At 56.2% G+C, this 12,095-nt stretch carries 11 protein-coding genes and 1 pseudogene; 6 read left to right on the top strand and 6 right to left on the bottom strand.

The genetic code is table 11. From position 1 onward, the window contains the following. Positions 1 to 125: 125 nt before the first annotated feature. The 6 genes from LMTR13_RS41080 (at position 126) to LMTR13_RS43770 (ending at position 6,452) form a co-directional block, all read left to right on the top strand. A complete protein-coding gene (locus tag LMTR13_RS41080; protein WP_156795765.1) occupies positions 126 to 350 on the top strand; it encodes a hypothetical protein in 225 nt (74 codons plus the stop codon). Between the two features lie 164 nt (positions 351 to 514). After that, entirely contained in the window at positions 515 to 832 is a 318-nt protein-coding gene (locus LMTR13_RS24940) for a DUF6894 family protein (protein WP_156795764.1), read from the top strand. 1,176 nt (positions 833 to 2,008) lie between these two features. After that, positions 2,009 to 3,097, top strand: coding sequence for an endonuclease/exonuclease/phosphatase family protein (locus tag LMTR13_RS24930; protein WP_065730117.1), 1,089 nt, complete (start codon positions 2,009 to 2,011; stop codon positions 3,095 to 3,097). A gap of 79 nt (positions 3,098 to 3,176) precedes the next feature. Continuing rightward, positions 3,177 to 5,297, top strand: coding sequence for a DNA/RNA non-specific endonuclease (locus tag LMTR13_RS24925; protein ID WP_065730116.1), 2,121 nt, complete (start codon positions 3,177 to 3,179; stop codon positions 5,295 to 5,297). 569 nt (positions 5,298 to 5,866) lie between these two features. Then, positions 5,867 to 6,145 (top strand): DNA -binding domain-containing protein, encoded by a 279-nt coding sequence (locus tag LMTR13_RS24915; protein ID WP_065730114.1) that lies wholly within the window; start codon positions 5,867 to 5,869, stop codon positions 6,143 to 6,145. 220 nt (positions 6,146 to 6,365) lie between these two features. Then, positions 6,366 to 6,452 (top strand): transcriptional regulator domain-containing protein, encoded by an 87-nt coding sequence (locus LMTR13_RS43770; RefSeq protein ID WP_418219810.1) that lies wholly within the window; start codon positions 6,366 to 6,368, stop codon positions 6,450 to 6,452. Positions 6,453 to 7,290: 838 nt separating this feature from the next. On the opposite strand, the gene LMTR13_RS41075 is transcribed toward LMTR13_RS43770, so the two are convergent. The 6 genes and pseudogenes from LMTR13_RS41075 to LMTR13_RS24880 all read right to left on the bottom strand — a co-directional run bounded on the left by LMTR13_RS41075 (position 7,291) and on the right by LMTR13_RS24880 (position 11,880). Then, the gene (locus tag LMTR13_RS41075; RefSeq protein ID WP_156795763.1) at positions 7,291 to 7,458 is read right to left on the bottom strand and encodes a hypothetical protein; all 168 of its coding nucleotides are present in this window, start codon (positions 7,456 to 7,458) and stop codon (positions 7,291 to 7,293) included. 370 nt (positions 7,459 to 7,828) lie between these two features. Continuing rightward, positions 7,829 to 8,026: a hypothetical protein gene (locus LMTR13_RS24900; protein ID WP_065730111.1), complete on the bottom strand. Its 198-nt coding sequence runs from the start codon at positions 8,024 to 8,026 to the stop codon at positions 7,829 to 7,831. A gap of 284 nt (positions 8,027 to 8,310) precedes the next feature. Next, positions 8,311 to 8,601 carry a hypothetical protein gene (locus tag LMTR13_RS41860; protein ID WP_065730110.1) on the bottom strand — a complete coding sequence of 97 codons (291 nt, stop codon included), beginning with the start codon at positions 8,599 to 8,601 and terminating at the stop codon, positions 8,311 to 8,313. Between the two features lie 272 nt (positions 8,602 to 8,873). After that, a pseudogene (locus LMTR13_RS24890) lies at positions 8,874 to 10,100 on the bottom strand (cystathionine gamma-synthase family protein). A gap of 127 nt (positions 10,101 to 10,227) precedes the next feature. Further along, positions 10,228 to 10,647: a hypothetical protein gene (locus LMTR13_RS24885; RefSeq protein ID WP_065730109.1), complete on the bottom strand. Its 420-nt coding sequence runs from the start codon at positions 10,645 to 10,647 to the stop codon at positions 10,228 to 10,230. Between the two features lie 198 nt (positions 10,648 to 10,845). Next, a complete protein-coding gene (locus LMTR13_RS24880) occupies positions 10,846 to 11,880 on the bottom strand; it encodes an LLM class flavin-dependent oxidoreductase (RefSeq protein WP_065730108.1) in 1,035 nt (344 codons plus the stop codon). Between the last annotated feature and the right edge of the window lie 215 nt (positions 11,881 to 12,095).

Genomic DNA, 12,095 nt, shown 5'->3' with positions numbered 1-12,095 from the left:
GCCTGATATGTGCGTGTCCAGGGGAAATCGGCTGCTTTTTCTTCTTCATGACGAGGTAAGTTTTCGTTTGTGGACGGTGCCCGATCGAAGGGCTCGGTCGTCTCCCGGATGTAGGCTCAAGCCGAATGATCGCACGCAGCAACAACTTTATGTTGGATGCAGAGCTGGATGCTGCACATGAAAGTCAAGCTCTTCGCGCCCCGTCCTTAGCTGCCGCAAGATTGGCGGATCACGATGATCTTGCAACGGAACTTCACCTGTGCGCGCACAGTGAGTCAGCAACTCCGGACTTCCAGTACAGGGTGGGGCGCAAAGAAGATGAAGATGCGCGATTGCCACGAACGCTTTGAGTATCGCCCAGCAGCGACAAGCTGCGCCGTCTGTGACGGAAAGTTTGGCATGATCAGGTACTACTCATGGCGGGCGACGCTGTGCTCCAAGAAGTGCCTGGACCGCTTTAAGGCACGCCGGGGACGAGACCGCCGCTGGCTGTTTCGATTTGAGGCGGTGGGCCATGCAGCAGCACCTCAAATGCGGCAGCAAGATCGATCTGGAGCTGCAAGATCTGTTCGACGGCACGACTCGTGAGTCGCCGATGAAGAGGTACTATTTTGATGTCCGCGACGGCAGCCAGTTCATCCGCGATGATGAAGGTGCGGAGCTGCCGAACATCGAGTCTGCTCGGGAAGAGGCGACCACTGCACTCTCGGAGATGGCCCGCGAATGGGTCAGAGGCAGACCGCAGCACCGCATAGCAGTTGAAGTTCGCGATGATCATGGCCCTATTTTGGAGGCGAGCTTTAGCTTTGTGATGAAACCGTGCGCGACGTGAAAGCCATCGGTTGGGATCGAAATGCAATTTTCGACGCCGATTGACAGCCGAAATCGCGGATCATCAGGCGTTTTCACACAACCAAGACCTACAGCAGATATCAATCAACAAACGCTTCAGGCGGCATCACAGCTGGATTTCACGGACAAGGGCGAATCCTTCGTCGAGCAGAGATACGTCACGCTTCTGCACGAATGCCTATTCGCCACAGGTTAATAGCATCGATCCGCTCTTTTTCTGGCTCACTAATCCGGTGTGCGGCCCAGCGGTCGTCACGCTTGTGTAGAGCGTAATCCTCACAGCACCATAGTCTTCTGCCTTGCGGACACGATCGCGAGACTACCACCTGCCGCTGCAACATTCGGATATTTTGACGCTGGACGCGATGCGGTTGGCGCCCGGCAAGGTCACGCGGAACTACTTCGGCGGCGAAGGCATGGATACAGTCTTCAAGGAAGACGTAGTCGAGAGGCTGCTTTCACGAGGTGATAGCCGCGACGCACCGTGCACATCATTGAACGCAAGAGGATGGACGCTGGCGCGTTCCTTGACCAGCGAGCGCTGCCAAAGGAGGACCGTTCGCTGATTGATGTCGTGCGCGCCATCGAAGATGCAAAAGTGACCACGCTGGTCGAGCTCGGTCCGAGCGTGGTACAGCAGGCAGTGCGACAAGGACGAGGGTGGCCAGTCGTCTCGGATGAGTCCTCAGAATTAACGCCTCCGAGGCCATCAATGAACGACGCAAGGCTATCTCCGACCTCGGAGTCGCCGGTCCGGAGCACCGATAGATTTCGGTTTATGCAGGAGTAAGACCTTTGCTTAACCTGTCAGGTTGAACAATTTATAGTCGTAACGAGTCGAGGGACACCGTAATGATTTTTAGAGGTGCCGATGCGCGCAAGCGGATTGCGGCGGACTCCAGTTGACGCCGTCGAGCGGGGACACGGCATATCCACGTCACCGCTCAAGAGGCAAGATATGAACGCGGCGCCAAAGATCGATCCCGTCGCCGTGCATTCTGACAGCGACGCTGTGCACTGGCTGAGCATGCAGTCGCCAAGCGCAGATTGGTGCGGCAGACCCGAACCAGCGTTAAAGCATCTGTAGCGAAACCTTGTAATCTTCTCGTCATAGTTGTATCTTTAAAATGCGATTTTGGATTCGAGGGGCTCGTCCATGAAGATGATCGCGCTTTTTGCTTTGTGGATTCTTGGGTTGTCGGCTTCCTCCCTCGCGCAAGACATCAATTGCGGTGCAAAAGGGCCTGATCCGAGGCCGAGTGAGATCAAGCTCATTTCGTGGAATATCGCCGAATTAGCGACGGCAGTGAGGGTCTATGATCGTCCGCTCCGCTCGGAAGATGAATTCAAGGACTTGCGGCTCTATCGTGAATGCAGCGACGGCGACGTCTATGCCATGCAGGAGATCGCGAGCCTTCGCGCGCTCGCGCGCGTTTTCCCACCATCCCAGTACATTCTCTGTATTTCCGGGCAGACCGTTGCGGACCAGCGTGGCCTGGCGCCCGATTATCCTTTCAACCAGCTTTCGGATATCAAGCCGCAGTGTGTAACCGACCCGACCTCAGCCGTGAGTACTCTGCCGGGCGAACTCACCAATCCTGCCAGGCAGTATGTTGCTTTAGCAATCAAGCGATCTTCTGGCGTTTCGCTCGCAGATACGAGGGACGCCGTGGATCTTGGGCCGAAAGACCCGGCAACTGACCACCAGACCCGGTGGGGGCTCGACATTACCTTGAACAAAAATGGCGCTCTTTTGCGGCTACTCGTCGTGCACATGAAGTCTCGCTGCAACGAAGACCCCATCGAAGAACCTTCAGATAACGATCACTGTCCAGCGCTCTTTCGTCAGCTGCAACCGCTTAAATCCTGGATCAGGGCAGCGCATCAGGGCGGTGGGCCGTTTATCGTTGCCGGCGACTTCAATCGCAGGTTCGACCGCGAAAGCCCTGAGATAAAGACGACTGATATGTGGGATGTGATGTCTGGCGCATCCACGTCGAGCCCTGACGATGACGTGAAACTTACCCATATCCCCAAGAATAAGGAGTTCAAGTGCTGGCCTACCGAGCCCGCCAGCCAACGCTTTTCGATAGATTTCTTTGTCATGAATGAGAAGGCCGCTGCCCTTGCGGACGCGGGATCATACTGGAAATGGCGATACGGCAAAGACATTGAAGAGGAAACGCCGCGTTCCCGTTGGCCCAGTGATCACTGCCAGATTCAACTGAACCTTAGGTTTCCGTGATTGACGCGAAGTGCCTCTTGAAGCCGAGCCACGGGCCGGTTTGTGTTGTTTCTAAAGATCTAATTTTTCGGGGGAACGTATGCAGATTGATACTGAAGTAGTCGCCACGACGACCGCGCGAGTCGACGCGAAGCGCGGTGAACTCAAGGCACCTGTGGCTAAGCCTGATCTTCCGAAAGATCGGGCGGATCGCGTCACTCGATACATCAATGAAAACCGGACGCCCGATGACGTTGCCGCGCTAGAGCGCGCGATGGGAACGAATGACCTGCTGAGCCTACACTACTTCTGGGCAGGCATTCGTGCGGCCCGTTCTGTTGGTTGCATCAAGATACCACCGTCGCCGGGTGATCGCGGAGGGTCAGCTACTGGCTTCATGATCGCCCCCACACTCCTGCTGACGAATTGGCATGTTTTTAAGATGCCTGACGTAGCAGGCCGCTCGCGTGTCCAGTTCGCATACGAGTCGGACCCCCTTGGAAATGACCGAATCCCCACCTGGTTCTCCTTCGCTCCTGACAAGTTCTTCTTCAACGACAAGGATCTCGATTATTGCGTCGTGGCGGTTGACCCTCTTTCAAAGCAAGGGACGGAAGAGCTGGCGAGTTTCGGATGGCTTCGCCTGAATCCTCAACTCGGCAAGGCGGACTACGGCCAGTTTCTTTCCATCGTTCAGCATCCCGGAGGCCAGAGCAAGCAAATAGCCATTCGTGAAAATAAACTATTGCCCTTCGATGACACTGAAGACTTTCTCACCTACCAGAGCGATACCTTCCGAGGCTCGTCAGGCTCGCCAGTGTTCAACGATCTCTGGGATGTCGTTGCCCTACACCACTCGGGAAAGCCGCTGAAAGATAGCCAAGGTCGCTACATCGGCCACGACGGCCAGCCCATTACCGACCATAAGCCGCTGGAGCACGAGATCAAATGGATAGCCAACGAAGGCGTCAGGACCAGCCGGCTCGTAGCTGACATCAGGAAACAGGCTGCTCGTCATGATCTCCTGCCGATGCTTGAGGCGGCCATCCAAGGAACGATCAAGCCAACTACAGCCGAACTCGAAATCGACGTGGAGCCGTCAGCACGGCCTACTTTCGCTCCGCAGCTCATTCCAGCAAGCCTGCCGAATGAGGGATTCTCACTCGTCTTGCCACTAAACGTCTCGCTCAAGGTTGAAAGCCTTTCGAATCCTCCTTCTATCCGCTCATTGATCCCGGAAGTTAAGCCATTGGTTGCTCCGGCCATTGTCGCAAGCGCCGAGCCTGACGAGTTGTTGCTGGAGAAGCTTAACTTCGACACCGATTATAGCGATCGACAAGGCTACGACGAAAACTTCCTCGGCCGCGACCGTATTGTGGAATTCCCAACCATAGAGAGCGAAGACCCGAAGCTGATTGCTCCCTTGCGGGGCCGCGCCGGCAAGGTCCTCCACTACCATCACTACTCGTGCATGATGCATGCACAACGGAGATTGCCGGTCCTTTCGGCCTGCAATACCGATTACAGCAAAGGTCAGAGGAAGATTAAGGGCCGCGAAACCTTTGGAAAGGACGAGTGGATTACCGATAGCCGCATGGACGAAAAGTACCAGCTACCGAAAGGCTTCTATGATCGGTGGAAGAGGCTCGATTTTGGCCATCTCGTGAGGCGAGATGATAGGGGGGCGTCAAAGACAGAGATTGAGTACGCGAATTCAGACACGTTTCACCTGACGAACTGCACGCTTCAGCACGAAGCATTTAATCGCGATAAGTTTGGTTTCCACGGCTTGTGGGGGCGGCTCGAAAATCACATTAGCAGGCAAGCATCCTCCGATAGGACGCTGGCACGCCTATCGATCTTTGCTGGTCCAATTTTCACGAAGCGGGATCTGAAACTTGAAGACGAGGAGGCAGGCAACGTTCATGTGCCGCTATCCTATTGGAAGGTGGTCGTTGCACCGACCAGGAGCGGCAGCATCAGGGCGTTCGGCTTCGTCACATCGCAAAAGCAGGAGCTAGCTGATGATTCACCGTTTGAGGAATTCTCGCCAGAAGGCTTCGAAGACGAGCAAGCGACATTGGCGGAAATCGAAAGACGCACTGTTGTCCGATTTAGTGCGACGTTGAAAGCGGCCGACGTCATGAATGACCGGCCCGTGCAGGAGCAGGAACTTATGCCCCTTTCGTCATTCGAGGATGTTTGGATGGGGAAGAAATAGCTGCGGGAGAGAGGCCCATGCTCGATGGCCGCGGGACTTGGAATGACAGACTTGTGGTCGCGTGGCATGCCCCGTTGCTTGAGCTACCGCAAGGACCAGGGCAGGGAGTTCGCTAACTATGCGTGTACGACGCTGGTCTTTTGGTGCTGGCAGGACCTTCAGCGAACGAAGCTGGTCAATCTTCGTTCTGCTGGTGGGCCGGTGAAAGCGAACCCCGCTCGCCTGCGAGTTTTGGTCTTCTTTGATGACTAGAGGAAAGGCGCACCGCCACAAGTCGAGATCGCCATTCACTAGCGCGGCGCTAGCCGGCCTAGGGCCAAGCGACATCGATCATCTGCTCCAAAGACCTAGCGAATGTCCATCCGCAGGATAGGAAGCAATCGCGTATATTGCGCTACGTGGTATAATACGCGGACAAAGACGATTAGCCCAGTGATGCGAGCGTGCGACTAGTCTCATGACTAGTCCTTCTGAGGAATTTATGCTGGACTTGATCGCTTTATGGCGGTTGTGTGGAGAAACCCACACACAGGCGACGAAATTCGAGCAACGGAGTTGTTGGTACACCCATGAAGACCCCGCCACTCGATCCTGATATCGCCGACTCAGCTCCGGATGATCCGGTGCTCACGAGCTACGATGAACAGCATCTGGTGACGTATTGGCGGCTTCTCGATGCCGAGGCCGATGGCGCCGACTGGAAGGAGGTTGCTCGGATCGTTTTGCATATCGATCCGGATCGCGAACCGTCGCGCGCTCGCAATGCGTTTGATAGTCATTTGGCGCGAGCAAAATGGATGGCTGACCACGGTTACCGCGATTTGCTGCGCGGCGGTGGGACCAAATAGCAAGAATCTGTCGTAGAACTCGCAATTGGGAATGGATTTTTCCCACTGACAACGTGATCGCCTCCACGCATCACGGAATGCACAATTAGTGACTTCCCGGTAACCCAAGGCTTCATAGACATTTCTCCGGAACCAGCCTTACGGCAGGGGATCAGAGCAATGTCCGAGTTCGACTGGCGCTTCGCCGGGCGCGTATCAGTATGCCATCAAGTCAGGGGAGGTGACGGATTTCGCCTGGGAGTCGGTCCGGCGAAGTCCCAACTATCGAAATGCCTACCGGGACACTCGCTCGAAGGGCGGCAAGTAACTTCCTAAGTCCGAAGGAGATGGGGCGTCTGCTTTCGCTCATGAGCGCGCTCCCCATCGGCAACGTAAATGAAAGAGGCCGCTAACCGAGGAGCCCCTTACTATCGTGAAGTCGCAAGCGCACTTTGCTTGAATTCAGAGTGGCTGGCGACCGCCGCTGATGTTGGCAGGCAACGACAACCCGATAGAAACGTTATGAAGTACCTGAATGATGGCAACAACCTACGACAGACCGAGACGCAACTCTCTCACCTCGGCCGTGGTCCCGCTAAACACGCCGGGATAGTCAATGTGCCATTCATCCGGGCTCTACAATCCTTTCGGAAACCCTGGTCGATCGCAGCACGGGCGTGGGTGATGATCATCTCTTTCGCGGGTCCCTGCGGTGCTGTGTCGGTCGCGCGCCGCCTTGGCCTCGAGCAACTCGTAGAGTTTGCGACAGTACGCCTCCTGCAGCTTGGCAAGCGCACTGCATTTGCGGGCATACACTGCTGCCATCTGTCGAAGCTCCGCCTCGATTTGTGAAACCTTTTCAATGATTGGCCTATTATCACCTTTAAGTTGACGAACCGCTATACCGCGCAACCGTGTCAGCGACCACCGCGCTTCTCGGCACGTAGCTTGCCCCGGCGAATGCGAGAGAGCACCCCGTCGGGGCTGACGTGACGGATCTCCGCAAACGGCTGAATAATGATGTAATCCTGATCGAGAGGTGGCGGCGCCTTAATGCCGCTCGCGGCGAGCAGCATTCGAAAGCGAAGCGAGCTCCGCCACCACGATATCGAGCTTTCGCGCGATGCCCTCAATCTTGGGCGAGTGCTGGTGCTGCGGGGACCGCGTCATGACGCCCCCGCTTGCAGGATAATCCGCATCCTGAACTCCAGCGTTAAGTCTCGAATCTCGAGCAGCAAGTCGGGATTACCGTCAATTACCGCGCGGGCGAACGCGAAGCGCTCCTCGACAAGCGCAAGGGCCTCAGCACCTGAAACGGCCGCAGGGATACTCATCGCCGGTGCGCCTCATGCTTAGCTATATAGTCGAGAATTCTCGCCCTCGCGAAAAGAAGATCCTCATCGAGCAATGCGTGCATCGCACCTCGAACGCAAGGGGAAATCGAGTCGTCATTATCGATTATTTGCCGAAACTTCTGAAATACACGATCGATTCTCGCAATCGAATCGCCTGCCGTGATCATTCGCTGCTCAGACACGTTGATCCTCATTCTCGTCGTCGGTAGTGGTTGGGATTGGCATTCTTGCGTTCTTCGGCGAGCCGAACGGGATCGTGTGAACGTTTGTTCAGCGCTCGAACATCATCGCGGGGTGCTTGGACGTAACGCCGGATCCCGTTGCAATCCTCGATGGGATCGCGAGATGTCTACTTGAGCACGCCGCAGATCTCCTTCAGTATTGCGCAGTGTTGCTTAATCTGGATGGCTTGCCGGCGCCGACCGTTAAGCGATCTTCGTCGCGGGCGTTGAGCAGATGCTATGAGGCGGGGCTCGTCGTCTTCGCGCTTCTGCGCCTTGACGCGCTTTAGCAAGTCGGCGACAAATTCGCCGAGCAGGTCGTCCATTCCGCTCGCGCTTGAAGTAGCGGTCGATGACGAGCTTGATTAAGCCCGGATTTGCTGTCTCTAGCGATGCCCGCAAATTCTATCGACGGAACGTCGCTATTTGTATCTACGCCCATTGAGGTTTCAACTCCGTGGTTGAGATGCAAATGCTGAAGAGTGCCGCGTCTAAAATCTTCAACGATGCGGTGGCGCGAGGCTCGCGCGCGATTTGATCTTATGCGAAAACGCTGCATTGTATGTAAGAGTTGCCGATACTGCGCGCTATGTAAATAAAGGCGCCACTGTCAGTGGTGCAGCCGCGTCCACATGAGCTTGCAAATTTCCCGCTCTGCTCGCGCGAAGTTGCCGATGTTGAAGTGAGTGCGCCGATACGCAGCAACGCGTTCCGCTCGCGACCCCATCATGCGGGGTCTCTCGCGCTTGTACATCTCGTCGCGTGCTTGACTGAGTGCGCCACGCACGGCATGTCGGAGTTCCCCTTTTAATCGAATGAGTGTGGTTGCGGTGGGCTGAAAGCTAGTTAGCAGTTGCAGCGCGCGAGCCTTGATCTCCTCGAAATACGGACTAACGCGCACTTACGGTTCTCCTTTAGCGGATGATGCTGCATCTATGCTCCTGATAGCCCGCTTAATGGCATCGGTATGGCAATCAGACCTCTGTGGATGAAGAGGGCAACCGGGGTGGCAGCTTGCCCATCACGCATTCTGCGCAGCGCAGCTCAGGGTTGCTCGAAGGTCACAAGCAGGCCGTCAAGGTGATTACGGGACCGAGGTGTCGAGTTGGTAACAAGCCCCCCACAGCATTTATGGGCGCCTGGCAGGCCGGCCCAGCAGCCGCACGCCTGCAGCTATGCCTCGGTCAACGCGTGCGCGATACCGATCGATAGCCGGATCGTAGAGTCGAGGACGCCGATTTTTTCACGGATGTGAGTCGGAACACCTGAGTGGGTCATTCGTGCGGGTAGGCTGGCAAGCGACTCGGCGCCGCCCAGGCTCACTGCCAGCTTAAAGCGTTTCAGCGCGTTCAGAAATTGGTATGCGGCGGCTTTTCCGCCGATAATATCGAACGAAAATGTGGAACCTGCGCCGGTGCATTGCTTCGCGAATAGCCGGCCCACGGCCGGGTCTGCCCTGGTGAGCGAGGCCACCTTTTCGTGGTCGCGCAGGTAATCCGCTACGAGCTGCGCATTTCTATCGGCTTTTTCCATGCAAAGGCTCAGTGTTTCGGGCGAGCGGCTGATCATCCAGCAGGAATGCGGGTCCAGTTGGGTGCAGATGCGCCTCGCAGCGCTTTGACGTCCTTCATAGGGGCTTTTGACCCGAGCGCAGCGCCAGCGATCAGGTCTGAATTACGCCGACACTTGGTCAGTGAATAAAAGTGAGATCCGCACTATGTTCGATCTGTCGCTGAAACACCGGCCCGAGCAATGTGTTTTTACACGCACGATCGGCGTGTGTCCCTGGGCCCGACCGGTCATCTCTGCGACGCGGCGGACCATCGCAATATCGACCAGCCCATCGGTTGCGTTTGCCGGAGTTTCGATGAAAATCATTGCAACTCGGCCTTTTGCGCATCACGTCCCTGCCGCCAGCCTAACTCCGGTTTCGTCGAGGCCGTCGGCAAAGCCGACGGCTCCGATCGAAAGGTCCGCAAGCGTCTTCGCAAGCACCGCTTCCGGTACACCGTTGAGGGGTTGAGAGTGCAGAATCACGTCGCCAGGGCTTGCCGAACGCGAGGATCGTCGTCGCAATCACCGCCATGCCGGATGAGAACAGTGCGCAATCTCTGCACTCGTAGACGGAAGTCCTGTCCTCGACATTTCGCTATCGGAGTGATTGATCCGCGAATAAACCAGGCCTGCGTCCATCCCCTCGGGAGGCTCGCCCCGACCCGAGACGAAATCGAAGAAGTCCCGTCTTCTCGGCAGTCCGGAAAACGAAGGTCGAAGTCAGAAAGACCGGCGGTTTGAACGCTCCTTCCGATAATTGCGGATCGTAGCCGCAGTTCAGCATCTGCGTTTCGGGATGCAGCATGTGATGCCTATATGGGTCTTCAACGCAAAATGTTTCATCATGGCCTAAGCTTCGTTTTCTAGATTCGAAATCCTTGCCCTGCACTAGCTGCCTGCCGCGGTGGTGGGGGCGAATTCCGCAACTTGCTGCGCTATATGCTGCAACATCGTCAGTAGAGGCTCTAACAGATCAAGGCTGTTTCACCAGAGTCCACTTCTTGATCACCGCCTCGCTCATCTGCTCAGCGTCAGCACAGGCGATTTCATCGACCTTCACCGAGATCCTCTTGCCGACTAGTGGCTTCAGCTGACGGGCGTGCGCTTCGCCAGTTGTGAGGAGCTGAAACATTACCGGTCCGGTCTCTAGCTTGCACAGCGCGTGCGGCTCGGGCAGCCGGCGCGGCGCGGTGATGATCTGGTAGGCGACCTTTTTGCCGGGCTTGGCATCGCGTATGCGCAACGCGTAGAGCTCGCCTGACAACACGTCGCCGGGGTTGATTGGCGCGCCGCCGTTCAGCCCCGCGGGCTCCTCCGCGCGGGCGGCTCCAGGAAAGCTCGCCAACAGAATGAATGCAAGAGCAAGGCCCATAGCAAATCGGTTTTTCGTCATTAGTCAGTCCTCCGTAGGTGTAGTTAGAAAAGCGTGCGCTGCCGGATTGCGGCAACAGCGTACCTCGTCGAGCCATGGACGTCGTGGTGACCAAGCAGGAGTTGCTGATCGTGAGCGCATGCTGCTCGCCGACTGCACGGCAAGCATCTAGGAGCGCGGCCACAACGTTTGATCTCTAAAGCAAGCCGGACAGGCGAATCATTGTCGGCCAAGTCCAGCCATGATTTCGGAGTGGATTGCGGTTGCGGTGCACAGGGAAGCATCTAATGGCAGATTGCCAAATGCGAGTTGACAAAGGAGGTAATTGGCACCTGCCTCTTCCAGCTGATTTAAAAGAATTTGTCGCACAGAAGCTGGCGTTCCGACGACGCACAATTCGCTCTCGATTGCCGCATCGAAGGTCAGCGGCAGGTGTGGTGGTGTAGGGATGGCATTGAGCTCGTAAAGGAACTTAAAGCTCTTGAGCCATTGTTCGTAAGCAGATGCCGCGAGCGAATAGGCATCTGTGTCGGAACGCGCAATCACGACCATGCGGAGCAATCCAAGAAATGGCATTTGATCGTTAGCCTCGCCGTTGGGCTCACGATGAGCGCGGAAGGCATCAGTAACTTTGCGTACAGCTGAGGAAGGGCCTACGCACGCGAGATGTGCGCCATTGGCAGCGGCCCAAGCTGCGGACTCGGGTCGATTTGTGGCAATCCATGTCGGCGGCATTGGACGCTGATAGGTTTTGACCGTCAACGGAACGTTGTTTAGCTCAAAATGTTGGCCTTGATAGGATAGTGTGCCGCCTTTCATAGCGCTGATAAGGATTTCGCTTGCTTCTTCATAACGGCTTGGCGCCGCGTCAGCGCTGATGCCGTAGTAGCCCAATTCAAGCGGAAGAGAGCCGCGTCCGATACCCACCTCAAGCCGGCCACCGCTTAAGTGATCGAGCATACAGATCTCTTCAAACGCACGCAGGGGATGATAGAGGTTAAGCAGCATCACCAATGGCCCGATACGAAGTTGCCGTGTGCGCTGTGCGACGCTCGACAAGAACAAATTGGGCGATGGACCTCTCCCATGCGGCGTACAGTGGTGCTCTGCCACATGATATGCAAAGAAGCCGAGTCGGTCGTACGCCTCTGCCAGGACGAGGCGATCTGCGTATTGTCGGGCGATGTCGCGGCCGTCCTCGTCTAAGTGATCGAAGATGCCGAACGTTAGTTTGGAAGAAAAGACGTCTTTCACCGGATTATCTCCAATTGTAGATGTGAGGGTAGGAAGTTCGCTTGTTTTCGGCATCTGAGCGGGTCAAAGACGCCGACGTGTCCCATTGCGACCACACCGTTTGTTCGCCTCTGCTGTTGTCTTAACCTCTGATCACGAGACGATTGTCCGTCCCTCTTCGACGCCTAAGCATCCGTTGGCAGGGAGATAGATCCGTTGTCACTAGTCGCGGCTCA

The organism is Bradyrhizobium icense (genome assembly GCF_001693385.1).
Lineage (GTDB): Bacteria > Pseudomonadota > Alphaproteobacteria > Rhizobiales > Xanthobacteraceae > Bradyrhizobium > Bradyrhizobium icense.
Note: the sequence above shows the minus strand (reverse complement) of the source record. Positions and strands in the feature narration are given on the sequence as shown.

Bases quoted from the DNA above. Each gene is read 5' to 3' on its own strand.
- LMTR13_RS41080 (WP_156795765.1), top strand. From the start codon at position 126: ATGATCGCACGCAGCAACAACTTTATGTTGGATGCAGAGCTGGATGCT.
- LMTR13_RS24940 (WP_156795764.1), top strand. From the start codon at position 515: ATGCAGCAGCACCTCAAATGCGGCAGCAAGATCGATCTGGAGCTGCAA.
- LMTR13_RS24930 (WP_065730117.1), top strand. From the start codon at position 2,009: ATGAAGATGATCGCGCTTTTTGCTTTGTGGATTCTTGGGTTGTCGGCT.
- LMTR13_RS24925 (WP_065730116.1), top strand. From the start codon at position 3,177: ATGCAGATTGATACTGAAGTAGTCGCCACGACGACCGCGCGAGTCGAC.
- LMTR13_RS24915 (WP_065730114.1), top strand. From the start codon at position 5,867: ATGAAGACCCCGCCACTCGATCCTGATATCGCCGACTCAGCTCCGGAT.
- LMTR13_RS41075 (WP_156795763.1), bottom strand. From the start codon at position 7,458: ATGAGTATCCCTGCGGCCGTTTCAGGTGCTGAGGCCCTTGCGCTTGTC.
- LMTR13_RS24900 (WP_065730111.1), bottom strand. From the start codon at position 8,026: ATGGACGACCTGCTCGGCGAATTTGTCGCCGACTTGCTAAAGCGCGTC.
- LMTR13_RS24885 (WP_065730109.1), bottom strand. From the start codon at position 10,647: ATGACGAAAAACCGATTTGCTATGGGCCTTGCTCTTGCATTCATTCTG.